Here is a 24,625-nt window from a genome sequence, read left to right on the forward strand (position 1 = left end):
AAACTAATCTAGAATTTCAAGCACAATTTCTTCCTTTAAACCTTTGATTTGAATTTCTTTGAGTTTTAGGTTTGAAGGAAGTTTTGCTAAAAGCTCTTTATTATTTTTTACTTGGTTTTTTGCACTTATGGAGAGTAAAATTCCCCTATAAGCTTTAGCAAAATGACTGATGACTTTATCATTTTTTACAAATTTATAGGTATAAAATTTCTTTTTTGGGGTATAGAATTTATCATAAAATCCTGCTCTAAGATCAAGTATTTCTTCATTTTCCAAGTACTCATCTAAAGCTTTACTAAAATGTTCTTTGTAAAATTTCTCTATGGCAAAATTTCCTATTTTGGCCCCTTGCTTGAATTTATAAAAGGGTAGGGTATCATTAGCTCTTACAACCCCAAAAAGATTAGAAAATATAAGAGTGTTTTCTAAAATGTAAGTTTGACTTTTTTTATCTAAGGCTTTAAAATTAAGATATTCATAACTTACCCCAGTATAAAGCATTATAGCTTCTTGAGTGGGAGCTTGTTTTAAGTCGTGTTTAAATTTATCAATTTCATTTTCGTTTTTAATGCCAAAAAGTTCTTGTAAATTCTGTAAACTTGCGTTTTTGATAAATTCTTCATAATGCTTTAAAGCTTCCATTCTATAAGGAAACAATTCTTTAAATATAAATGAGTTTTTATTGATGGGATTTTTTGCGCAATTTATATTTTTGCTTTCACTAGGGGAGAATAAAATTTTCATTTTAGCCTTTTTTGTCAATGTTATGAAAACATTAAGAGCAAAGAATTTAATCTTGCTTTTAATGTTTTTGAAGTTTTTATCATTTTAAAATTTAAAATGACGCTCCGCCCATTAACATAGAAAACATGATAAATGGAAGTATAATTTTTAACGCTTCTGTGGCGTCTTGATTGTTGATGCTTAGTTTTTCTATGCTATCGATTCCTTGTGTGCTATAGTCACTAACAGGGATGTTTTTAAATTTTAAATCAAGATTGAGTTTATAATCATCATTTTGAGTAATACTATTTAAAATAGCTAAAGCTTTATCAAAGATTAATGCTTGTTCTTCATTTTGACTTTGAGCTTTTAAGGTTTGTAAATTTTCCTTAGCAGTTGTTATATAATTACTAAATACGCTTTCGGTTTTAAGAGTTGAATCAATTTTAAAATTATTTAAGATGATGTATTTTTGGATTGTATTGCTAAAATCTGAAGTTTGTTCGTAGTTTGCTATATTAAGAAGTTCATTGATAGCTTGTTCATCCATAGCTAAAGTTTGAGTGTTAAATTTTATGCCCTTAGAATCAAGGTAATTAAGCAAACCTTCTTTTAGATTTATATTTAGATTTGTATTGAAATTTAATTTTGCGTTATAAAATTTTATATCAAGATTATCTAGATAATTGTTTTCTTGTTTGTTTATGGAGTTATCAAATGATAAAGTATAAGAATCCGAGCTTAATTTATTGATAAAAGATCTGATTTTTGGATCTTGTTGAAATAAGCTTGCATTGATCTCACTAACAACTTTTTCTCCAAGTTTAAAATTTTCAAAAACCAAATTTGATTGTATGCTTTTTTGGTTTTTAAAAAGATTGTTGTAATATTCTTTAATGCTAATTGATGCATTTGCTTCGCCTTTGTAAATTTCATTTGAGCGAATTTTGATATTTTTTGCTTGAAATAGTTCTTGATACTCATCGTTATTATCTTTTGCAAGAGTTTTGAAATTTGGACTTAAACACGTTATAAAATCACCATCTGCATTGCATTTAAAATCCGAGAATTCAATCTTTATTCCAGAATCCTGAGAAATGCTTGCAATTTCTTGTTTAACTGTTTGATTTAGTTGATTTTCATATTTTTTAACTGTTTTTTCATCTATGGAATTTCCGCAAGCTGCAAACAAAACAGCTATTCCAATAGAGAGAAAAATACCTTTTTTCATAGTTTTCTCCTTAAAAATTTTAAAAAAAGATTATATCTTTTTTTACTTAAAATTTAAACAATGCTAAAAGAGAGTGTGAGATTAATTACATTTTTACACATAGAAAAATCTTTTTGGTTTATTTCAAATGCATTATTTATAATTTTAAGTATAATTAACTTTGCAATTATTATATATTTTTGCAATGACTTAAAACTTATTTTAAAAAAGGAAATACATGAAAAAAATACTTCTAAATGTTTTAATAACTTTTGTTGCAGTAGTATTGGCTGCTTGTGGAGGGAATTCTGACTCTAAAACTTTAAATTCTCTTGACAAAATAAAACAAAATGGAATTATCAGAATTGGAGTATTTGGCGATAAACCACCTTTTGGTTATATAGATGAAAAAGGAAATAACCAAGGTTATGATATAGTTTTAGCTAAACGCATAGCAAAAGAACTTTTTGGAGATGAAAATAAGGTGCAATTTGTTCTTGTTGAAGCTGCAAATAGGGTTGAGTTTTTAAAATCAAATAAAGTGGATATTATTTTAGCTAATTTTACTCAAACTCCACAAAGAGCAGAGCAGGTTGATTTTTGCTTGCCTTATATGAAAGTGGCTCTAGGTATGGCTGTACCAAAGGATAGTAATATAACTAGCGTAGAAGATTTAAAAGATAAAACTTTACTTTTAAACAAGGGTACAACAGCAGATGCATATTTTACACAAAATTATCCTGATATAAAAACTTTAAAATACGATCAAAATACTGAAACTTTTGCTGCTTTGATGGATAAAAGAGGCGATGCTTTAAGTCATGATAATACCTTGCTTTTTGCTTGGGTAAAAGATCATCCTGATTTTAAAATGGGTATTAAAGAATTGGGCAATAAAGATGTTATTGCACCAGCAGTTAAAAAAGGCGATAAAGAACTTAAAGAATTTATCGATAATTTGATCGTCAAACTAGGTCAAGAGCAGTTTTTCCATAAGGCTTATGATGAAACTTTAAAAGCTCATTTTGGGGATGATGTTAAGGCTGATGATGTAGTGATTGAAGGTGGAAAAATTTAATAAAGGGCTTTTTGTCCTTTTTAATTTTTAGGATAAAATATGCAAAAAAAATATAAAAATATTATTTATGCTTCTTTGGGTGGAATTTTAGAATTTTATGATTTTGTACTTTTTGCCTTTTTTTTGGATATTTTTGCTAAGATATTTTTTCCACAAAATGATACCTTTTGGATGCAGATAAATGTTTATATAGCCTTTGGTGCTGCTTATTTGGCACGTCCTTTTGGTTCTATTGCGATGGCACATTTTGCTGATAGATATGGAAGAAAGAATATTTTTTATATTTCTATGCTTTTGATGGTTTTGCCTAGTTTTACTTTGGCTTTTTTACCAAGTTATGAAAGTATAGGTGTATTTGCTACTTTAATTTTATTTACTATTCGTATTTTGCAAGGTTTAGCCGTTGGAACTGAAGTGAGTGGAGCTTGGATTTATGTGAGTGAATTTGTCAAAGGGTGTCAAATTCCTTTAGCTCTTGGTTTTATTTCAGCAACTTTAACCATAGGTTTATTACTAGGAAATATTGCTACTTTAGGTATAAGGACTTATTTTTCTCCGGAAGAAGTTCAAAATTATGCTTGGAGAATCCCTTTTATTATAGGAGGGTTTTTTGGAATTTTAGCTTTGTTTTTAAGAAATAAACTCAGTGAAACTCCAGAATTTATAAAAGTTCAAAATGAAAAGAAAATTTTAAATTTTCCATTGTTTGAAGCTTTAAAAACTCATAAAATGAGTATGCTTATTTGTTTTTTAATGACCATGGTTTTAACAAGCGGTGTAGCAACTTTGATGATTTTACCTAAGTATTTTGAAAGTCTTTTAGCTATGAGTAAAACTTCTGTTTTATGGGTGCAAAATTTTGCTATTTTAGCGGTGATTTTTGGAGCTTTATTTCAAGGTTTTTTAGCAAGCAAATGGGGAAGCTATAGGATTTGTTTTATTTTTAGCATAGCTTTTATTATCTTCGGTATGCTTTTTAGTTTTTATGATGAGAATTTTTTATTTTATTTTTTACTGGCTTGTTTTGCACAAGGTATTATTACTTTCGCACCTGTTTTTATGACGCAGATTTTTAAAAGCGAACTTAAATTTAGTGGGCTTAGTTTTGCTTATAATATTTCTTATGCGATTTTAGGTTTTTTAACCCCTTTTATAGTTAATGCTTTTTATAAAGAGTATTTAGGTATTTATCTTGCTATAGTGGGGTCTTGCTCCTTGCTTTGCGTGTTTTTGTTAAAACGCGTTTTTGCAAGAAGCAAGATTAAAGAATTAAGTATTGTCTTTTAAAACTTCAAAAACAACCTTAGATATTTTTTCAACTGAAGCGATTTCGCAATGCTCATCAGTTGAATGAGGATTATGGATATTTGGGCCTATAGAAGCGCATAAAAGCTCTTGTTTTTTCTCTATAATGCCACACTCAAGCCCTGCATGGATAGCTGAAACTTTGGCATTAGGCGATACTTTTTTCAGTGCTTTAAAAACCATGTCGCTAAGTGCGTTTGGTTTGCCTTCCCAAGGTGGATAGAAATTAAAACTTCTTACTTTAAAACCAAAAGCCTTGAAAAATTCTAAAGTTTCAAATTCTACTTGCTTAAGCCCATCAAGTATATTAGATCTTGCAAAAAGTGCGAATTTGATTTGTTTATCTTGCATTCTTAAAGTAGCTAGATTAATGCTTGTTTGAACTATACCTAGATTTTCATCATAGGCTCTAACTCCATGAGTAAAAGAATTTATAAGGCTTAAAAGTTTTTTACTTTGATCACAAATTTCAAATTCACCTTCTTCTTTAAATTCGCATTTTATCCAGTTATTGCTCTTTGCTTCATCTTTAAAATGCACTAAAGCTTTGGCGTGTTTAGGTATGGAATTGATTCTTTCTCCACCTTCAAAAGAAATGATTTTTCCTTCATTTTCTTGTATGAATTTAGCCATTTCTTTGATAGAGCTTTTTTCGTTGCGTACGATATTTATGCCTGAGTGTCCGCCTTTAAAATTTTGTGCGTAAAGCTCATAAATTTTACCCTTTTTTCTAAGGGTATTAAAAGGCAGGCTAGCTTCTATATCTACTCCACCTGCACAGCCTATCATGATCTCATCATCGCTTTCATGATCTAAATTTAAAAGCATTTTAGATTCTAAAGTGTGTTCGAGTGAATTCACTCCCATGAGTCCTACTTCTTCATCGTTTGTAAAAAGACACTCTAAATTTTCAAATTTAGCCATAGCGCTCATCATGATGGCTATACCTATACCATTATCCGCGCCAAGACTTGAATTTTTGGCTCTTAAAAAGCCATTTTCTTCATAAACTTCTAAGTTTGGTGCATCGCCCATACAGACCATATCATAATGGCTTTGTAAGCAAATTTTTGGCTTACCTTTTATGGCATGGATATTTCCTGCTTTATCTACATTCACTTTAAAGCCTTTATCTTTAGCATAAGAGCTTAAAAATTCTTTCATTTGTTCTGTTTCATAACTGCAATGAGGAATTTTGCATAATTGTTTAAAATTTTCTATAACATTTTGCATTTTATCTCCTTGTTTTGATAAAATTATGGCATATTTTTTAAAATTTAAAGGTAAAATGATTAAAAAATGAGAATAAATTATAAAAAATTATTTAATCTAAGAAAATTATTAAGCGATCCAAAAAAACTTTTTTCTGTATTAATCTTCACTCTTGTAGTTATTTTTATCCAAAACCATATTGCCCAAAATTCTAGTTTTGAAGGAAAAGTAATTAGAATTATTGATGGAGATACTATAGAAGTTAATCATGAAAACAAACTTGCTAGAATAAGATTTTTTGGTATAGATGCACCAGAACTTAAACAAAGTTTTGGAAAGCAATCAAAAGAAGCTTTAAGTAGAATTTTAAGTGGCACAAAAGTTGAAATTATTTATAAAAATAAAGATACTTATGGTAGAATTGTTGCTATTGTAAAGCTTAATGATGTTGATATTAATCGATTTTTAGTAAGCAAAGGCTATGCTTGGGCTGATACTTACTATAGTAACGCTTATATCAAAGAACAAGAAAATGCTAAGAAAAATCATTTAGGTCTTTGGAAAGAGAGTAATCCTATAGAGCCTTATAAATGGAGAAAACACAATAAATTCTAAGGAAAAATATGAAAAAATATACTTTAATGATACTATTAGCTTTAGGAATTTCTGGATGTTTTGTAAATGAAAGAGGGATTTCAAATCGTTTTTATGATGATTGTAAAGAGTATTATGATGGAAGCGGAACTTATCATAAGGATTGCCCAAAAAATTGGGTGGATATTAAAATGACCCCTTGATTATTTTCCACCCACAGAAGCCATTAGTGCAGCTGCTACGGCTTCTGGATTGTTGATTTTGGTATCTTGTTCTTGGTTTTCTGTAGGTTTAACAGTGTTAAGTGGCGGACGCTTGAGTTTAAATATATGTTCATCAGTGCTAACAACTTGTATCGTTCCTTCAAACATTTTAATTTCTTTAACATGCCCAACCACTTTTACGTCTCTTTTTTTGGAGGTTTCGTCAAAAAGTGCATGAGCTTCAAGTTCTAAAACATCGCCTAATTTAAGCGGAGCGTAAAAAAAACATTTTGATCCAATAATCACTGAAAATTCTTTATTGATAGAGGCTTGTGCTACATAGTTTGCCGCAGCGAAAATAAAGGCATCAAAAATCAATCCTTGAACATCTGCTACCATTTCACTTGTGGTTATTAAAATTGATTTGGCATAGTTTTTATCAATTTCGATAATGGTTCCAGCAAGCGAGGTGTTTAATTCAGGACAAGTGAGTAATTCTGCTCTAACGCGAGATATATCTTCTGCAGATGCGTATTCTTCAAGTTGTGCATATTCTTCAAAATTATCTTTTTTTGCCATATCTAACCTTTAAATTCTACTTATCTACTTCAAAATATCTAAATTTCAATATCGGTAAAAAATAAAAAGAATTTATATCTTAATGCGTACATAAACTCTTTTAGGCGCTTCATAGCCTTCAATGGTAAGATTTTTATCCTTTGGATCTAAGAAATTTTCCAACGAAAAAGAGTCTATCCATTCTGTTTTTCTTTGTTCGTTTTCATCGGTTTTTTTTGTAGCCAAAACTTCAAATTCTTTAAATCCTGCTCTTTCACACCAGTTTTTTAATGCACTAATGCTTGGTACAAAATAAATATTTGGAATTTTAGAATAAGTTTTATTGGGCACAAGAGCGATTTCTCTTTCATCTTCTATATACATGGTATCTAAAAAAACAACTCCATTTTTATTAAGTCCTGCTTTTAAATCTTTTAGCATTTTTATAGGATCGCTTCTATGGTAAATCACCCCAAGACAGAAAATCACATCAAATTTTAAGTCATAGCTTGGAAGATCTTCTACTCCTAAAAGTTCGTATTTTATAGGAGTTTTAGCCAAAGCGTTAATGAGTTCAAATTGCAAACGGTATTTGATAGAAGGATCAAAACCTATGAGTTTTGATGGATTAAATTCAAACATTTTAAACATATAATAACCATTATTACACCCTATATCAGCAACGCATTTTTGAGAAATTTCGTTCATAAAGGGTTTTAGAATATTAAATTTAATAAAACTTTGCCATTCTGTATCTATGAAAAGATCGTCTATTTTAAAAGGACCTTTTCTCCATGGTTTGAGTTCTTTTGTTATAGCTAAGATTTCATCTTTGGCTTGAGAATTTGTAGATAAATTTACACTATTATCTAAAGAAAAATTACAAGCAAGATTAAGAGCTTTAAGTTCTTGAATTTTAGCATATAAAGGGTGATTTAGAAATTGTTTTTCGAGTAAATTTTCTCGCATTTTTATCCTTGACATTTGCTTTTAATGCTAAATTATAGCATTAAAAGCTTTTATGGCAATATAAATCTCATATGCATTAAATATTTGATCAAAAATAAATTTTTAAAACTCAAAAAATACTTCCCAAAGCTTACATAAACTTTAGATCTATAATCATCATCTAGTTTATACTTCTTTAAAACAAGCTTAACATAAAAATTTCCTGTTTTATTATAAAGCAGTTGTAAACCATAAGCATCCATATAGTTTGTTCCACTTGCTCTGTATAGTTTAGAATCATTCTCATATCCAAGAATAACCTATATCATAAAAAGGAGTGATATAAAAATCTTTTAAAGGAGTAGCCATTCTAAGTCCAAAGCTAGCCACTACAGCATTATTTCCATTATTATAAGCCCTTACTCCATAAGGACCTCCTAAAGATATGGTTTTACTGCTACCTAATGTAGATCCATTGATAACTTGTTGATAATTTAAACTAAAAAGATGAGTAAAGGTATCATTAAAGAAATAAGCATTGTTAAGATGACATTTAACTTAGCAAATTTTCCAAATTCTACTCCACCTACTTTGTTTAATCCTATACCTACTATAGTCATACCTTCATCTTTAACATTACCATAGCTTACATTAGCACTATAAGAAAAACTATCATTACTAATGCCATTATAAACCTCTTCTATACCAAAGCTTATCGTATCAGAGCTTTTATCAAAGGTTAAAATATCAAATTTAGAATCACTAAACTTTTTATGATAATAACTCGAGGTTAAATAAAAAGAATTATAAGTAGTAATCCACAAAGGATATTTTAAATCTATGCCTAGATTTTCAGAAGTTCCTATAAAGTCAAATTCTCTCCAAATTCCCCTAAAGCATAGTTTCTTTTAGAATAACTTGGAGTGATTTTTAAATTCTCTAAGAAAGTAGTATAGCTTATACCATAGTTAGTTTGTGCTTCATCGCTTCTTTGTAAATAAGCATTAAGACTATCTCCTTGATGAGCTATATTATTAAAACTCATACTAGCACCTCTATATCTGCCTGATTCTTTTATACCGTAATTATCCCCATAAAACAATACAGAAACAAAGCTATCACTAGGGGCAGTGTCTATCACTACATCTGTTTCACCTAGATTATCTCCTGCTTTTAAAGAGGCAAGGGTTTGTATGTCATACATTTTATTGACTTTATAAACTGCATCTTCTACTAATTTAGTAGTGATGATTTCACCTTTATGATTAGGTAATTTACTTTCTATAGTATAATCTCTTAACTAGAATTGTTTTGAACCACATATTTACCTAAAACTCCTAAGGTGATATTAATTTGAATTTGATCTTTTAGTTCTTGTTGTGTGGGATATAAGCTGTAGCAGCAGAATAACCACTAACTTGAACATAATAAGAAATGATATGGCTATATCTTGTAAGTTTTGAACTGAAATACTTTCTTTTTTTGTAATCGTTTAAGGCTTCTTGTAAAACTTGTTCATCTAAACCTAGATCTTTAAAGTTTATGTTTTTGAAAGCTAAAGCTAACTGATTCTTCTTTAGAAGTATTTTTTAAAGAAGGAGCGTTCGAATTTGGGGTTTTAGTTTTTAAAGTATTATCATTAGACAAGTTAGGTTGATTTTTTTGAGTGTTGTTATTATCTTTTTGAGTGTTTTTCTTTGTGTTGATGGTTTTTGAATTATTATCATCACTAGTATTAAGAATGATCTATGATAATCACTCCATCTTTTACTTTTAAAGTGTTTTGTAGTTTTTAAGTTAGCATCTTCTTTATAAGGAGATTGTTTTAACATCTGTATGGTTTTTTATTATCTTTAGTATCACTAGCATAAAGGCTTAAGATAGCTAAACTGCTTGTCTTTATTCGGTTTTCCACTCCAAAAATCAGCAAATAAAACAGAATTATAAGTAGAGGTTGTTTATCATGGTTCATACACATATCAAGATTAAAACCATCTATGTTTAAAGATTGTTACTGGCTTGAAAGTTTTTATCTGTTCTACTATCTTATAACCTGCGCTAATATGAGCAGCAGCTGAACTAGCATAAGCTTTGCTTGGGCCACGGATAATCATATTAGCATCTTTGATAAAGATTTTATTGTTTTTTACATTACCTTGATAAGCTAAACCACCTACAAGGTGAGTGATTCTTCCATCAAAGGTATTATTACCATTTTTATCTTTTTTAGGCAAGGAAGTAAAAAACTCTACACTACTACCTGCTTCTATATTTAAACTATTATTTGTAGAATCTCCGTAAGTGGCTATAGTTCCGATTAAATAAAGAGCACCATTTAAGGCTAAATCATAAGTGTTCTCAACTCCCATGCTAATATGGGCATCTTTTTGAAGTATGGTTTGGTTATAGCTTGCATTACTATAATGAATAAAGGTAGAACTCATTAAGAAATTCATGGGTTGATCACTTTTAGAATTACTAGGGTTTTTATATGAGTATCTTTAGGTTTAAGATAAAAAACTGAACTAAACTCTCCTTGTTCTAATACAAGTTTATTATAACTTGCATTAGCATGATCGGTTTTTGCTGTGATTAAAAAAGAAAGCACTCTAACTGTTTTTATAGTATTAACACTATATCTTGTTTTAAAAGAAAGAACTTCATCTTCTCTCATATCAGGAGTGAGTAAATAATGTTTAAAATTTAAATTGTTTATATTTGTAATATTTGATTTAGGATTGTTATAAATTAAAGTAATATTGTTAATATCTTATTTAGAACTCTTAGCATAATAATTTATACCTTGGAGTTTTTTATAACCATAAAGTTCGTTATCATTAAAATAATGCTCTGGAATATTGAAATTTAGATTGTCTGTAGTATTTGCTTAAGTGACCAAAAAAGCGTTGATACTTAAAAAGGTAACAATAGAAAGTTTAAAACAAAAATTTTCTCTATACCCCGCCCCGTGAAGTTAAAAAACTTAATAACTGGCTTAGATGTCCTTGAATATTGATTATTATATTTTAACTATTTAACAATATCTGTAAATATTATTAAAAGTAAGCGTAATTATAATTATAATATTCTTAAATATATTAATTATAAATAAAATATTTAAATAATATTAATAATAAAAAAAGTTATTTTTTAATTTTATTTTTATAACATATATTTAATATTATTAAAAAGCTTTATTAAATTAAGTTTGGACGGAAATTTTTAATATAAACTAAAAAGCGATATCAAAGAATTTCCGTTGTATAATCTAATGTTTTTTAAATGTAAAATATTTTTTAAGGTAAAGCGATGAAAATACGTGTGTATTATGAAGATACTGATGCGGGTGGAGTGGTGTATCATAGTAATTATTTAAAATTTTGTGAGAGAGCAAGAAGTGAAATTTTTTTTAATAAAAAAGTAGATATTTTTGATGCGTCTAAGGGGCATTTTTTACTTGTAAAAGCAAATTGCAATTTCTTAAAACCTGCAAAACTTGGAGATATGATAGAGATTAAAACAAAAATTTTAGAAGTCAAAAATGCTTCTGTGGAAATTTTGCAAGAAATTTATAAAGGTGAAATTTTGCTTTTTAAAATGGAATTAACTTTAGCTTTTATTAAAAACGAAAAACCAGCTAGAATGGATATGCAGTTAAAAAAGTTCTTTGAAGAATTATTTTAATTCCTCAAAGCTTGCTTGTTTGCCTTGCATAAGACGTATTTTATAATCAACTTGAGAATTTTTGATTTTCTCATCAAATAAGCTATCGCTTTTTTTATTTAAGAATTCAGTATAAAAGTAATCAACTCCTATACTAGTAGCATAAGCAATCCAGTTATAATCTATACTTTGATTAAAAATTTCATTAAGATAGACTAAGTTATCATCGTGGTTATTGATAGAATTAGCAATGATGAAATTTTCTCTATCTCCTTGTTGTGTTAAACTTAAAAATGTTGGATTATAGTTGATTTGAGTAGATAAAAGTACATAAGGATGAATGTTATAAATTCTTAGTTGAGAACTTGCTAGAGCTGTTTTAATTAATGGAGTGTTAAAAAATATTGAGGCATTATTAACTCCACCTTGCGATCTTAAAAGCCTGCTAAAATCAAGCTTCTCGCCTTCTATGGTATATATTCTAGCATTATTATTTTGAGCAAGAATTCTTGAATTTAGATTGCTTGATAAGGCAGAGCCATCACTAAATATTGCGATATTAGCGTTTGATTTGCTTAAAAGTGTGGCAATTTGAGCATCATAGTCAATACTTCCAAAGATAATATTTTGATTTGAAATTTGTATGTTATTTTTATGGATAGTCGGTATAAAAATTTTCATATTTCCTGAGTAATTTTTCAACTCATTAACACCTTTTAGGGTAAATCCAGCTATGGCATACTGATATCCTTGAGCTTGTGCTGCATCAAGTGCGGCTCGAATTTTATCACTATCTTCTGTACCGGTTAAAAAAACTTTTACTTTGATTTCAGCTCTTTGTCTTAAAAGATAGGCTATGCTTGAATTTATTATAGTATTTGAGTAACTTTTTATGGTTTTTTCTGGGATAATTATCGCAAGTTTAACAGAAGTAATTTTTTGAACATTCTTTTCAAAATCGGTAATGGAATTTAATAATTTTGCATAAACATTAGATAAAAATTGATCGTTTTGATCTGAAAATTCACTTAAAAAGCTAAGATACAATCTTGATTCTAAAAGATCAAAAAGACAGTTTGTGTTGCATTCTTGAACGCTTAATTTAGGATAAAAATTTTCAACAGGTTTTACATCGACTAATTTTTGCTCTTTTGCATTAAGCAAAAAGCAAGATAAGAAAAATATTAAAAATATTTTTTTCATAAAAATCCTTTAATTTTTTTTAAATCTTGTATGAAATTTTTTTCATAACTTGGATTTTTTTCTATAAAATCTAAATCATAACTTGGCATTATGAAAAAATTTTTATAAGCAAAAACTTCACCTTTTAAAATGTGATAATCTTTAAATCCCAAGCTTTTAAATGTGTATTCTCCTAGACAAAGTAAAAAATCAGGTTGAATCAGTTTTAGTTCGTTCCAGAAAAATGGTAAGCAAGATTGTAGCGAAAAATCATCAAATTTTCCATTACAAAAACATTTAAATAAATAAGAAAAATAAAAATCTTCATCGCAAAGCTCTAAAATTTGATAAATATAGTGTTTTAATTTTTCACCTTTTTTTGAATTAAGTAAAATTCCACTTTCATTTTCACTCTTTTGCCCAAAAACATCAAGAATTAGCAATTTGGCATTTTTTATCTTAGGTTCCATAAGACTAAATTTTCTTGTTTTGGAAAATTGGCATAAGGTGCAAGATGAAACAAGTTGTTTTAATTCTTGAAAATTTTGCGCTTGTTTAAAGTGGTTTATATGTGTATCAACAAAGTTAAACCCCATAGCTTTTAAATAATAAAGACTTCTTATCATAAATCACACAATTTTTCTAAATTTTCTCCACTTAGACGATAATTTCTCCATTGTTTAAGATGTTTAGCGTTTAAACTTTCATAAAAATTAATACCTAAAATATTATCATTTAAGCAAACCCAGTCGAGTCTTTTTAAATTTTCTTTTTTGCAAATTTCTCCTAAAAATTTAAAAACAGCCTTTCCATAACCTTTTTTACGAAAATCTTCTCGTATATAAATATCTTCAAGATAAATTCCACCGCTGCCCCAAAAAGATGAAAAAGTATAAAAATAAATCATATAGCCTATAGTTTTTTCATTTTCTTTTAACAAAAATGCACGAGCAAATTTATTTTTTAATAAAGAATGTTCCAGTTTTTCTTTCGTGCATTGAAGAAAATCTAACATATCTTCGTATTTTGCAAATTCTATGATCATTTCTTGTAGAATGTCTAAATCTTCTTGTCTTAAATCAATAATTTTAAATTCTGGCATTTTTAACCTTTTAAAAATAATTTCAAAATTTATCAAAAGAATTTAAAAATTACTCTTAATCAAAAGCAATTTATAAGTAAGATTAAGATAAAATACAAGTTTATTTTATAATTTTTTAAGGAAAAATCAAATGAAAAGAACTTATCAGCCGCATGGCACTCCAAGAAAACGCACTCATGGTTTCCGTGTTCGTATGAAAACTAAAAATGGTCGTAAGGTGATCAATGCAAGACGCGCTAAAGGTAGAAAAAGACTTGCTGTGTGAAAAATTTTGATAAATTTAGCACAAACGAGGAATTTTTATCTGTATATAAAGTAGGTAAAAAATGGCATTGCGAAGGTGTGATCATTTTTTATCTGAATAGTTATGAAAAAAAAATAGCAGTTGTTGCTAGCAAAAAAGTTGGAAAAGCAGTGGTTAGAAATCGTTCAAAACGAATTTTAAGGGCTTTGTTTGCTAAGTTTGAAAGATGTCTTCAAAACGGCAAATATATTTTTGTAGCTAAAAATGAAATCACTGAACTTTCTTTTTCTAGGTTAGAAAAAAATCTAAAATGGGGATTGAAAAAACTAGAATGTTTCAAATGATATGCCTAAAAATACTCCGTTTTTATCAGAAATTCTTAAGCCCTTTAAAACCCGCTGCTTGTAGGTATTATCCTAGTTGTTCTGAGTATGCGCTTTGGCAGTTTCAAAAAAAGAATTTTTTTCTAGCTTTTTTTTCTACTTTTTTTAGAATTTTAAGATGTAACCCTTTTTTTAAAGGGGGATTTGATTATCCTAGGATTTCTAAAAATTTTTATCCTATGAATTTATGTTTTAAGCCTATATTTTTAGCAAAAAAACAACTTTGTTTTTTATATATACCTTATAAAAATAAAAGTTTTTATCTTATAAAAATCATCTTTAAAAGGACAAATCAGTGAATAATTCAAATAATATTTTTCAGCAAAAGCGTATACTTTTGGCTGTTGTGATTTCTTTTTTATTTTTTGTTGTTTATGATTATTTTTTCATTCCAAAGCAACCTTTAAAAATAGAACAAAATATTACACAACAAAATCAACAAAACACAAGCATAAATAGCACTCCTAATATACAAAATACCACCACAAATACTCCAAGTGCGGCTTTAGTTTCGCAAGATAGTGTGATATCTAAGGTTCAAAGCAAACATTTTGAAGCGCAAATTGACTCTTTTGGTAGAATTTCTGCTTTTTATTTGAAAGATAAAAAATACCAAAATGAGAAAGGGGAATTTATAAATCTTGTTAGCAAGGAAAATAGTCCTTATCCTTTAGAAATGCGTTTTAGTGATCCAAGTATTAACTCAGAGGCTTTTAAATTTCCTTATGTCGCTAATGCTAGCAATCTTTTTGTTGATGAAAATGGAAGTCAAGTTTTAAAACTCACCCAAAATCTTTCTGGATTGAAAATTGAAAAAGATATTACTTTTTATCCAAAAGGAAATTATGAGATAGAAGTTAAACTCAGCAAGAATGCAAATTATTTTATAAGTCCAGGATATCGTCCTAATATTGCCGTAGATAGTTATACAGTTCATGGCGCCTTGGTAATGGACAATAAAGAAACCATCGAGACTTATAAAGATGGAGATATAGAAAAGGATGAAAGTGCTAATAGTGTCGTAATGACTTCGGCTTTTGATAGATACTATGCAACTTTCTTTTATAATTTTGATAAACTTTTAAATGTAGCAATCAGTAAGGATGCTAATAAAAACCCTATAGTTTTTGCTTATAGTGATAATGAATTTAAAGCAGGGGGCTATATAGGTTCTAAAGAACATGTGATTTTAAGAAGTATAGATCCACGCCTTGAAGCAGTTGTTGAATATGGTTGGTTTACTTTTATTGCTAAGCCTATGTTTGAGTTTTTAAATTTCTTGCATCAGTATATAGGAAATTGGGGTTGGGCTATCGTTATGATGACTTTAATTGTGCGCATTATTTTATTTCCACTAACTTATAAGTCTATGATTTCCATGAATAAACTTAAAGATCTTGCTCCTAAAATGAAAGATATTAGAGAGCGTTACAAAGGCGATCCGCAAAAAATGAATATGCACATGATGGAGCTTTATAAAAAACATGGTGCAAATCCTATGAGCGGTTGTTTACCTATACTTTTACAAATTCCTATTTTCTTTGCTATTTATCGTGTCTTGCTTAATGCTATTGAGCTAAAAGCAGCTCCTTGGGCGTTTTGGGTACATGATTTATCGGTAATGGATCCGTATTTTATTTTACCTATTTTAATGGGTGTAACGATGTTTTTACAACAGCTTATTACACCTATGACTATACAAGATCCTATGCAAGCTAAGATTATGAAATTTTTACCAGTGATTTTTACTTTTTTCTTTATCACTTTCCCAGCAGGACTTACGCTTTATTGGTTTGTAAATAACCTTTGTTCTTTGGTTCAACAATGGGTTATCAATAAAATATTTGCTAAAGAACATCACAAAAAACAAGCGGAGCATGAAAAATGAAAATCGAAGCCATCGATCTTCAAAGTGCTTTAACAGAAGCTTCAAGAAGTTTAGAATGTTCTGTGATGGACTTAGAATATGAGATTATTCAGCATCCAAGAAAAGGCTTTTTTGGACTTGGAAGAAAAAAGGCAATTATAGAGGCTAAAACAAAAAAAAGGTTTTTGAAAAAAAAACCTAAAAAAGAATTTACAAGTTCAAAAAATCACAAACCAGAAACACATGAGCCAAAACAAGAAAACAAGATTAAAATAAAAAATGAAAAAAATAAAAGCCAAAAAGAAAAATATACAGTAAAAAGTGATGAAATTTTTGATAGTTTTTACCGAGAAAGCAAGGAAGCGTGCAATACTCAGGATATTTTAGATGAGATTCGTATTCAACTTATAAAACTTTTAGAAAGCTCTCAGTTTAAAATAGAGCTTAGTGAACTTAGAATGTATGATGAAGATTGTGTTTTGATCCGATTGGATGGGGAGGATGCTGCTTTGATGATAGGTAAAGAAGCACATCGTTATAAGGCTATTTCTTATCTTTTGCATAATTGGATCAATTTAAAATATAATCTTTTAGTGCGTCTTGAAATCGCTCAATTTTTAGAAAATCAAATTCAAGGTATGCAGCTTTATTTACAAAGCGTGATTGAAAAAATTAAAATTCATGGACGCGGACAAACTAAACCTTTAGATGGGGTTTTGATAAAAATTGCTTTAGAGCAGTTAAGAGCTGAATTTCCAGATAAGTATGTAGGAATTAAGCAAAATAATGATCAAAGATTTGTTGTAATAAACGACTTTTTCAAAAAAGATGAGTGATACTATAGCGGCTATTGCCACAGCTCATGGTGTGGGTTCGATTTCTATTGTAAGATTAAGCGGTGAAAGGGCTTTAGAATTTGCCTTAAGGCTTAGCCACAAAACCAAACTCATCCCCCGCCATGCTACTTTTACAAAACTTTTTAATCAAAACAATGAAATCATTGATGAGGCTATAATGATATATTTTAAAGCCCCTTATAGTTTTACTGGCGAAGATATAGTAGAGTTTCAAACTCATGGGGGATTTAGCGTGAGTGAAGTTTTACTCGAAGAACTTGTGAGTTTTGGGGCAAGACTTGCTTTAGCAGGGGAATTTAGCAAAAGAGCGTGTTTAAATGGCAAAATAACTCCTTTAAAAGCCTTAAATATACAAGATCTCATATTTTCAAAATCTGCTCTTGCTGCCAAAATCATAGCACGCAACATGCAAGGAAACTTAGGAGAACTTTTAGAAAAAATTCGCACAGATTTGGTTAAAACCTTAGCTTTTGTAGAGACTAGCATTGATTATGCTGATGATGATTTACCTTCTAATTTATTAGAACAAATTTCTACCATGTGTGAGGAAAATTCTAAAATTTTAAAAGAAATTTATACACTTTCTCAAAGCAAAAAAGGACTTATAGAAGGTTTTAAAATCGCTATTGTAGGTAAGCCAAATGTAGGCAAATCTTCGCTTTTAAATGCCTTACTTTCTTATGAAAGAGCTATTGTTTCAGATATAGCAGGTACCACTCGTGATACTATAGAAGAGAGTTTTAAACTAGGAACGCATTTATTGCGCATTATAGATACAGCGGGTATTAGAGAAAGTAAAGATACTATAGAACAAATTGGTATAGCCTTAAGTAAAAAAAGTTTAGAAGATGCGGATATTATTTTGGCGGTCTTTGATGCTTCAAGAGCGCAAGATAAAGAAGATGAGAAAATTTTTGAATTGTTGGCAAATACTGATAAAAAAATCTTTTGGATTTTAAATAAGAGTGATTTGGAAAATGTTTTTAAAAATACTCAAAATAAAAATTTTATCAAGCTTAGTGCTCAAAAAGATATCACTTTGTTAAAAGAAGAATTGCAAAATTATCTTAATTCTTTTGATAGTGAAGGTATTATGGTGAGTTCTTTAGATCTTATCAATGCTTGTAAAATTTCAAGTGAAGCGATTTTTAGAGCCAAAGGGCTTTTAGAGGAAAGTTCTTTAGAACTTTTTGCTTTTGAACTTAATTTAGCAATTAATGAACTTGCAAGATTTACCAAAGATTTTCAAAGAGATGAAATTTTAGATGAAATGTTTGGTAATTTTTGTTTGGGAAAATGAAAGGATAAAAATGGATAAAGAAACCATAAAAGCACATAAAATCAGCGATGAAGAATATGCACAAATTTTGGAAATTTTAGGACGCGAACCAAATTTGCTAGAACTTGGGGTTATTTCTGCGATGTGGAGTGAGCATTGCTCTTATAAATCCAGTAAAAAATATCTTAATGGTTTTCCAACTAAAGCACCTTGGGTGATTCAAGGCCCAGGAGAAAACGCAGGAGTTATTGATATTGGGCAAGGCATGGCAGCAGTTTTTAAAGTAGAAAGTCACAATCATCCTAGCTTTATCGAACCTTTTGCAGGTGCGGCTACAGGAGTAGGGGGAATTTTGCGTGATGTTTTTACTATGGGTGCAAGAGTGGTTGCAGGGCTAAATTCTTTAAAATTTGGCGACATTCATGATGAAAAATGCGGCAAACATCAAAAATACCTTATTAAAGGCGTGGTAAATGGAATTTCTCATTATGGAAACTGCATGGGTGTGCCAACTATAGGTGGAGAATGTGCTTTTGATGAGTGTTTTAATGGAAATATCTTAGTTAATGCCTTTGCTTTAGGGGTTTGTAAAAGTGAAGATATCTTTTATGCTAAGGCTGAAGGTGTAGGAAATCCTGTGATTTATGTGGGTTCAAAAACAGGGCGTGATGGACTCGGTGGAGCAGTTATGGCAAGTGATAGCTTTAATGAAGAAAGCAAATCTTTGCGTCCTACAGTGCAAATTGGCGATCCTTTTAGTGAAAAACTTCTTATGGAGGCTTGTTTAGAGCTTTTTAAAACTGATTACATTGTGGGTATTCAAGATATGGGTGCTGCAGGGCTTACTTCAAGTTCTTTTGAAATGGCAGGAAGAAGTGGTAGCGGTATGAAACTTTACTTAGATAAAACTCCTATGCGTGAAAGCGGTATGACTCCTTATGAGTTAATGCTTAGCGAGTCTCAAGAAAGAATGCTTATTTGTGCGAAAAAAGACTATGAAGATAAGATTATAGAAATTTTCAAAAAATGGGATTTAGATGCTGTGGTTATAGGTGAAGTTACCAATACAGGAAAAATGGAGCTTTTTTGGCATGATGATCTTGTAGGACTTATTCCTATCGAGCCTTTAAGTGAAAAAGCGCCGATTTTAAGTCGTCCTATAAGTGAGCCAAGGTATTTAAGTGAAATTAAAGACTATAAATTTGAGTTAAAATCAAGTATTCAAGAGCTTTTTATACAAATGCTTCAAAATGAAAATATAAATAATAAAGCTTTTATTTATGATCAGTTTGATTCAAGTGTGCAAACCAATACTATAAAAGCTGATGGGAAATTAGGCGCAAGTGTTATTCGTATCAAAGAAAATGGCGCAAGTGTAGCTATGGCTATAGAATGTAATTCACGCTTAAATTATATAAATCCTAAAATAGGAGCAGCTTTAGCAGTAGCATCTGCAGGAAGAAAAGTTGCTTGCACAGGGGCTAAGCCTTTGGCAATAAGTGATTGTTTAAATTATGGGAATCCGCAAAATCCTGAAGTGATGTGGCAATTCGCACAAGGTTGCGAAGGCATTAAAGAAGCTTGTAAAGAGTTAAATACTCCAGTAGTAAGCGGCAATGTTTCGCTTTATAATGAAACTGAAGGCGTAAGTATTTATCCAAGTCCTACTATAGTAAGCGTAGGGGTTTTAAAAGATGCAAACAAAACCTTAAAAGCTAGTTTTGAAAAAGAAAATTTAAGCGTTTATCTTTTGGGTGAAAGTTTGGGAGAATTTGGTGGATCTATGGTAATGAAAATCCAAGATAAAAAAGTATCAGGAAGTCTTAAAGAGCTTGATTATAAAGCTGAACTTGCACTTTGGGATTTGCTTTATAAAGCCAATCAAAATTCTTTACTTGAGTGTGCCAATAGTGTAGGAATAGGGGGTATTGCTATGACTTTGGCAAAAATGTTTGCTATTTCTAGCGTAGGTGCAAATTTAACAAGTGGTTTTGATGATGAAAAAATGATTTTTGATGAGAGTGCAAGTCGTGCTATAGTAGGGCTTAGTAAAGAAAATGAAGAAGCTTTTTTAAATTTAGCTAAAGAATTTGGAGTAAAAGCTTATAAATTAGGCGTGAGTACAAGCCAAAAACATTTTAAACTTGATAGCATTGAGTTAAGCAAAGCTGAACTTGATAAGCTTTATTTTGAAAGTTTTAAAGAGCAAATCCAATGACTTTAGTTTTAATTATACTCGTTGTTTTGGTGTTTTACTGGTATTATAAAACTTGGGGAAAACAGGATTTTTTAAACTCAGCCACAAGAGGAGCCAAAGGCTTTGCTAAGGGTTTTGCTTGTGGGGTTATGGAAGAAAGAATGGATGAGTTTAAAAGGCGTATGAATTACTATGTTATCGCACTTTTAGCAAAAATTGCAAAAAGCGATGGTAGAGTAAGTGAAAATGAAGCTGAAATGATTAAAGATCTTTTAGATGCAAATGCCAAAGATGAGAAAGAAAGAGCTTTTTTAAAAGCAAGTTTTAATGAACATAAAGAAAATTTAAGCGATGCTTTTTATGTAGCAAAAGATTTTTTAAAAGAAGTGCCTTTACCTAAAAATGAGCGTTTTAATGTCTTGCGTGTGCTTGTTTTTATGGCTTTAATCGATGCAGATTTTAATGCTAAAAAGCGTGAAATTTTAGAGCAAATTGCTAAAGCCTTTGATATAGCAAAAAGCGAACTCGATAGTTTTATTGCAAGTCTTTCAAATTTAAAAAGTACTAAAAAAGAATTAAGCCTTGATGAAGCTTTTGCTATTTTAGAACTTCCAAATAATGCGGATTTAAATGCGGTAAAAAAACAATACCGCAATTTAGCGAAAAAATATCATCCTGATATTTTAAACGCAAACAATGTCAGCGAAGAAGAACTTAAAATCGGCGTAGAGAAATTTCAAAAAATCAACGAAGCTTATGAAAAAGTTAAAAAATATTTAGAAAGGTAAAAATGAGAGCATTGCTTAGTGTGAGTGATAAAGAAGGCATAGTAGAATTTGGTAAAGAGCTTGAAAATTTAGGATTTGAGATTCTTTCAACAGGTGGGACTTTTAAGCTTTTAAAAGAAAATGGAGTAAAAGTTATAGAAGTGAGTGATTTTACAAAAAGCCCTGAGCTTTTTGAAGGACGCGTAAAGACTTTACACCCTAAGATTCACGGTGGGATTTTGCACAAAAGAAACGATGAAAATCATATCAAACAAGCAAAAGAAAATGAAATTTTAGGCATTGATTTAGTTTGTGCGAATTTATATCCTTTTAAAAAAACCACTATCATGAGTGATGATTTTGATGAAATTATTGAAAATATTGACATAGGCGGGCCTGCGATGATAAGAAGTGCGGCAAAGAACTATAAAGATGTGATGGTGCTTTGCGATCCGCTTGATTATGAAAAAGTCATTGAGACTTTAAAAAAGGGTCAAAATGATGAGAATTTTCGTTTAAATTTGATGATAAAAGCTTATGAGCATACGGCAAATTACGATGCTTATATTGCAAATTATATGAATGAACGCTTTAACGGAGGTTTTGGAGCGAGTAAATTTATAGTAGGACAAAAAGTATTTGATACAAAATATGGAGAAAATCCACACCAAAAAGGGGCTTTATATGAGTTTGATGCCTTTTTTGGTTCAAATTTCAAAGCCCTTAAAGGCGAAGCAAGTTTTAATAATCTAACCGATATTAACGCAGCTTTAAATTTAGCTAGTAGCTTTGATAAAGCTCCAACTATTGCTATAGTAAAACATGGAAATCCTTGCGGTTTTGCCATAAAAGAAAATTTAGTACAAAGCTATATATATGCTTTAAAATGCGATAGCGTCAGTGCTTATGGAGGAGTAGTTGCAATCAATGGAACTCTTGATGAGGCTTTAGCAAATAAAATCAATGAAATTTATGTAGAAGTAATTATAGCAGCCAATGTGGATGAAAAAGCTTTAGCTGTGTTTGAAGGTAAAAAACGCATTAAAATTTTCACTCAAGAAAGTCCGTTTTTAATCCGCAGTTTTGATAAATATGATTTTAAACATATTGATGGGGGTTTTGTGTATCAAAACAGCGATGAAGTGGACGAAGATGAACTTAAAAATGCAAAGCTTATGAGTCAAAGAGAGGCAAGTAAGGAGGAATTAAAAGATCTTGAAATCGCTATGAAAATAGCAGCATTTACCAAATCAAACAATGTTGTTTATGTAAAAAATGGTGCTATGGTGGCTATAGGTATGGGTATGACAAGCAGAATCGATGCAGCAAAGGCAGCTACTCTTAAAGCCAAAGAAATGGGGCTTGATTTACAAGGTTGCGTTTTAGCAAGTGAAGCCTTTTTTCCATTTAGAGATAGTATAGATGAAGCAAGTAAAGTAGGGGTTAAAGCTATAGTAGAACCTGGTGGAAGCATAAGGGATGATGAAGTGGTAAAGGCGGCTGATGAGTATGGTATGGCGCTTTATTTCACAGGAGTAAGACATTTCTTACATTAAGTTTAACGGAATGTTATATTTTTTACACATAATTTAATAAAAATTAAATAAATTATGTGTAAAATATTTCCGAAGAATTTTATTTTTAGGAAACTGTGATGTTTAAAACTATAGGATTTAAGGTTTCTGCTGCAATTTTTGTGGTGTTATTTATAAGTTTCATTGTAATGCAAGTGATTTTAAATTTGGACTTTAAAAATACTGCTAATAAAATGAGCAGGGCAAATTTAGATACCGTAAGTACTTCTGTTTTTCAAACAATGAGAATGGCTATGAATTTAGGAGATCCTGAAAAAATTAAAGAAGCCATTGAAGATGCAAAAAGTATAGAGGGTATTAGTGATATTAAAATTTATCCTTCGAAAGATACTATAGATCTTTTTGAGATGAAAGCTCCTCAAATTTCAAATGATAAGCGTATTATAGAACAATTTTCAAATCCTAAAATTCAAGCTTTGGAAGAAAATATAAATGGTGTTGTGCATTTAAGATTGATACGCCCTTTGATTGCAGATGAAAGTTGTGTTGCTTGTCATGCGAATGCTAATATAGGGAGTGTGATTGGGGTTATGGATATATCACATTCTTTAGAAGGTGTTCAAAAAGATATAAGCAAAACCAGTCAATCTTATATTATAATATTTGCTATTGCTTTGATTTTTACCCTTTGCGTGGTTCTTTTAATGCTTAAAATTGTTGTTGGAAAGCCTGTTTTAGAGCTTTTAAATCATGCTAAAGAATTAGCCCAAGGGAGTGGCAATTTAAAAGCTCGTATTTCAGTTAAAGGTCAAGATGAAATTGCTTTAGCTTGTGGATATATCAATCAATTTATTGAAAAAACTCACAAGGCAGTTAGCGGTGCAAGTCATAATTCAAAAAATGTAGAAAAACAAAGCAATCTTTTAAATTCAAATGCTATTTCTTTAAGTGATATTAGTTCACAAAGTCATAAACAAATAGATCAAAGTTTTAAACTTGGTGCAAATGTTGGCAATGAACTTGGAGAACTTGCTAGTTTGTCAAATAAGGCAAATAGTGCCAATGAAAAATCCTTTTTATTATTAGAGCAAATGCTTAAATCTTTGTTTAATGTTGCTAATAAAGTATCAACAGTATCCCAAAATGAAAATGAATTGGCTAAAAAAGTTGAAAACATGGTCAATCAAGCAGGTAATATACAAAAAGCAACTCAAATGATGGATGAGATTGCAGATAAAACAAATTTGCTATCTCTAAATGCTGGTATAGAAGCAGCTAGGGCTGGTGCATTTGGACGAGGTTTTTCTGTAATTGCTGAGGATGTTAGACAGTTGGCTCAGAACAGTGAAGAATTTTTGGGAAATGTAGCTCAAATTACAAAAGAGCTTTTGCAAAGTATTAATGAGGTTAGCGCAGAATTAAAGAAAAATGCTCAAAGTGTACAAGCTTTAAATGATGACACCGCTTTATTGGTTGATGATGCTAATGAGGTTAAATTATGTAACGAAGATGCTAGGGCTTTGGTAACTCAATGTACTGAAAAAATAAAAATTTCCCAAGAGAATATACAAAATTTACTTTCTCGTATGCAAGAAAATGTTGAAGTAAGTGAAAAGAATGAAGAAATTTCTAAAATTCTACTTCAAGTTGCAGATGAGTTAAAAATAGTGTGTCATAATCTCGAAAACGAACTTAACCAATTTCAAATTTAAAGGAAT

General features: G+C 30.0%; 23 protein-coding genes and 2 pseudogenes. 15 read left to right on the plus strand and 10 right to left on the minus strand.

All coding sequences use genetic code 11. The features are described from left to right. Positions 1–3: 3 nt before the first annotated feature. Together ACOTU8_RS01820 and jlpA are read right to left on the minus strand one after the other, a co-directional pair. Positions 4–744, minus strand: coding sequence for a YaaA family protein (locus ACOTU8_RS01820; RefSeq protein ID WP_422341537.1), 741 nt, complete (start codon positions 742–744; stop codon positions 4–6). 91 nt (positions 745–835) lie between these two features. Continuing rightward, positions 836–1,954 carry a lipoprotein adhesin JlpA gene (gene jlpA / locus ACOTU8_RS01825; RefSeq protein WP_422341538.1) on the minus strand — a complete coding sequence of 373 codons (1,119 nt, stop codon included), beginning with the start codon at positions 1,952–1,954 and terminating at the stop codon, positions 836–838. A gap of 217 nt (positions 1,955–2,171) precedes the next feature. Between jlpA and cjaA the strand changes: the two genes are divergently transcribed. After that, a complete protein-coding gene (cjaA, locus tag ACOTU8_RS01830; protein WP_422341539.1) occupies positions 2,172–3,011 on the plus strand; it encodes a cysteine ABC transporter substrate-binding protein in 840 nt (279 codons plus the stop codon). A 39-nt stretch (positions 3,012–3,050) separates the two neighbouring features. Further along, positions 3,051–4,298 (plus strand): MFS transporter, encoded by a 1,248-nt coding sequence (gene cjaB, locus ACOTU8_RS01835; RefSeq protein WP_422341540.1) that lies wholly within the window; start codon positions 3,051–3,053, stop codon positions 4,296–4,298. On the opposite strand, the gene ACOTU8_RS01840 is transcribed toward cjaB, so the two are convergent. Then, positions 4,281–5,549 (minus strand): M20/M25/M40 family metallo-hydrolase, encoded by a 1,269-nt coding sequence (locus ACOTU8_RS01840; protein ID WP_422341541.1) that lies wholly within the window; start codon positions 5,547–5,549, stop codon positions 4,281–4,283. The genes cjaB and ACOTU8_RS01840 overlap by 18 nt on opposite strands. A 66-nt stretch (positions 5,550–5,615) precedes the next feature. Here ACOTU8_RS01840 and ACOTU8_RS01845 point away from each other — a divergent pair, with 66 nt between their 5' ends. Beyond that, positions 5,616–6,143, plus strand: a complete 528-nt coding sequence (locus ACOTU8_RS01845) for a thermonuclease family protein (protein WP_422341542.1) — start codon at positions 5,616–5,618, stop codon at positions 6,141–6,143. 8 nt (positions 6,144–6,151) lie between these two features. Next, positions 6,152–6,325 (plus strand): hypothetical protein, encoded by a 174-nt coding sequence (locus ACOTU8_RS01850; protein WP_002855981.1) that lies wholly within the window; start codon positions 6,152–6,154, stop codon positions 6,323–6,325. On the opposite strand, the gene ACOTU8_RS01855 is transcribed toward ACOTU8_RS01850, so the two are convergent. The 4 genes and pseudogenes from ACOTU8_RS01855 to ACOTU8_RS01870 all read right to left on the minus strand — a co-directional run. Then, positions 6,326–6,904: a hypothetical protein gene (locus ACOTU8_RS01855; protein WP_422341543.1), complete on the minus strand. Its 579-nt coding sequence runs from the start codon at positions 6,902–6,904 to the stop codon at positions 6,326–6,328. Between the two features lie 72 nt (positions 6,905–6,976). Beyond that, positions 6,977–7,867 carry a tRNA 5-methoxyuridine(34)/uridine 5-oxyacetic acid(34) synthase CmoB gene (gene cmoB, locus ACOTU8_RS01860; RefSeq protein ID WP_422341544.1) on the minus strand — a complete coding sequence of 297 codons (891 nt, stop codon included), beginning with the start codon at positions 7,865–7,867 and terminating at the stop codon, positions 6,977–6,979. Positions 7,868–7,965: 98 nt separating this feature from the next. Further along, positions 7,966–9,663, minus strand: a pseudogene (locus ACOTU8_RS01865) (ShlB/FhaC/HecB family hemolysin secretion/activation protein); the annotation flags it as partial. 75 nt (positions 9,664–9,738) lie between these two features. Next, a pseudogene (locus ACOTU8_RS01870) lies at positions 9,739–10,760 on the minus strand (hypothetical protein); the annotation flags it as partial. A gap of 380 nt (positions 10,761–11,140) precedes the next feature. Between ACOTU8_RS01870 and ACOTU8_RS01875 the strand changes: the two are divergent. Further along, positions 11,141–11,515, plus strand: a complete 375-nt coding sequence (locus tag ACOTU8_RS01875) for a YbgC/FadM family acyl-CoA thioesterase (protein WP_422341545.1) — start codon at positions 11,141–11,143, stop codon at positions 11,513–11,515. Here the strand turns inward: ACOTU8_RS01875 and ACOTU8_RS01880 are convergent. Genes ACOTU8_RS01880 through ACOTU8_RS01890 form a run of 3 tightly spaced genes read right to left on the minus strand, consistent with a single transcriptional unit; the run spans position 11,507 to position 13,778 of the window. Then, a complete protein-coding gene (locus tag ACOTU8_RS01880; protein WP_422341546.1) occupies positions 11,507–12,697 on the minus strand; it encodes a hypothetical protein in 1,191 nt (396 codons plus the stop codon). The genes ACOTU8_RS01875 and ACOTU8_RS01880 overlap by 9 nt on opposite strands. Continuing rightward, complete coding sequence (locus tag ACOTU8_RS01885; RefSeq protein WP_422341547.1) at positions 12,694–13,302, minus strand: uracil-DNA glycosylase family protein; 609 nt, start codon at positions 13,300–13,302, stop codon at positions 12,694–12,696. The genes ACOTU8_RS01880 and ACOTU8_RS01885 overlap by 4 nt, the downstream gene beginning before the upstream one ends. Further along, the gene (locus tag ACOTU8_RS01890) at positions 13,299–13,778 is read right to left on the minus strand and encodes a GNAT family N-acetyltransferase (protein ID WP_422341548.1); all 480 of its coding nucleotides are present in this window, start codon (positions 13,776–13,778) and stop codon (positions 13,299–13,301) included. The genes ACOTU8_RS01885 and ACOTU8_RS01890 overlap by 4 nt, the downstream gene beginning before the upstream one ends. Before the next feature lie 130 nt (positions 13,779–13,908). Here ACOTU8_RS01890 and rpmH point away from each other — a divergent pair, with 130 nt between their 5' ends. From rpmH to ACOTU8_RS01940, 10 genes are all read left to right on the plus strand, one after another. Beyond that, complete coding sequence (gene rpmH / locus ACOTU8_RS01895) at positions 13,909–14,043, plus strand: 50S ribosomal protein L34 (protein ID WP_002776864.1); 135 nt, start codon at positions 13,909–13,911, stop codon at positions 14,041–14,043. Further along, positions 14,040–14,366 carry a ribonuclease P protein component gene (rnpA, locus tag ACOTU8_RS01900; RefSeq protein ID WP_422341549.1) on the plus strand — a complete coding sequence of 109 codons (327 nt, stop codon included), beginning with the start codon at positions 14,040–14,042 and terminating at the stop codon, positions 14,364–14,366. The genes rpmH and rnpA overlap by 4 nt, the downstream gene beginning before the upstream one ends. Continuing rightward, positions 14,363–14,704, plus strand: a complete 342-nt coding sequence (gene yidD, locus ACOTU8_RS01905) for a membrane protein insertion efficiency factor YidD (protein WP_422341550.1) — start codon at positions 14,363–14,365, stop codon at positions 14,702–14,704. The genes rnpA and yidD overlap by 4 nt, the downstream gene beginning before the upstream one ends. After that, positions 14,701–16,293 (plus strand): membrane protein insertase YidC, encoded by a 1,593-nt coding sequence (gene yidC, locus ACOTU8_RS01910; protein WP_422341551.1) that lies wholly within the window; start codon positions 14,701–14,703, stop codon positions 16,291–16,293. The genes yidD and yidC overlap by 4 nt, the downstream gene beginning before the upstream one ends. Beyond that, positions 16,290–17,108, plus strand: coding sequence for a Jag N-terminal domain-containing protein (locus ACOTU8_RS01915; RefSeq protein ID WP_422341552.1), 819 nt, complete (start codon positions 16,290–16,292; stop codon positions 17,106–17,108). The genes yidC and ACOTU8_RS01915 overlap by 4 nt, the downstream gene beginning before the upstream one ends. Further along, on the plus strand, positions 17,101–18,429 hold the full coding sequence (gene mnmE / locus ACOTU8_RS01920) for a tRNA uridine-5-carboxymethylaminomethyl(34) synthesis GTPase MnmE (RefSeq protein ID WP_422341553.1): 1,329 nt from the start codon (positions 17,101–17,103) through the stop codon (positions 18,427–18,429). The genes ACOTU8_RS01915 and mnmE overlap by 8 nt, the downstream gene beginning before the upstream one ends. A gap of 10 nt (positions 18,430–18,439) precedes the next feature. Continuing rightward, a complete protein-coding gene (gene purL / locus ACOTU8_RS01925) occupies positions 18,440–20,626 on the plus strand; it encodes a phosphoribosylformylglycinamidine synthase subunit PurL (RefSeq protein WP_422341554.1) in 2,187 nt (728 codons plus the stop codon). Next, positions 20,623–21,393: a DnaJ domain-containing protein gene (locus ACOTU8_RS01930; RefSeq protein WP_422341555.1), complete on the plus strand. Its 771-nt coding sequence runs from the start codon at positions 20,623–20,625 to the stop codon at positions 21,391–21,393. The genes purL and ACOTU8_RS01930 overlap by 4 nt, the downstream gene beginning before the upstream one ends. Before the next feature lie 2 nt (positions 21,394–21,395). Then, on the plus strand, positions 21,396–22,928 hold the full coding sequence (gene purH, locus ACOTU8_RS01935) for a bifunctional phosphoribosylaminoimidazolecarboxamide formyltransferase/IMP cyclohydrolase (RefSeq protein WP_422341556.1): 1,533 nt from the start codon (positions 21,396–21,398) through the stop codon (positions 22,926–22,928). 98 nt (positions 22,929–23,026) lie between these two features. Beyond that, positions 23,027–24,619 carry a methyl-accepting chemotaxis protein gene (locus ACOTU8_RS01940; RefSeq protein ID WP_422341557.1) on the plus strand — a complete coding sequence of 531 codons (1,593 nt, stop codon included), beginning with the start codon at positions 23,027–23,029 and terminating at the stop codon, positions 24,617–24,619. Positions 24,620–24,625 lie beyond the last annotated feature (6 nt).

The organism is Campylobacter jejuni (genome assembly GCF_049221745.1).
Classification (GTDB): Bacteria; Campylobacterota; Campylobacteria; order Campylobacterales; family Campylobacteraceae; genus Campylobacter_D; species Campylobacter_D jejuni_E.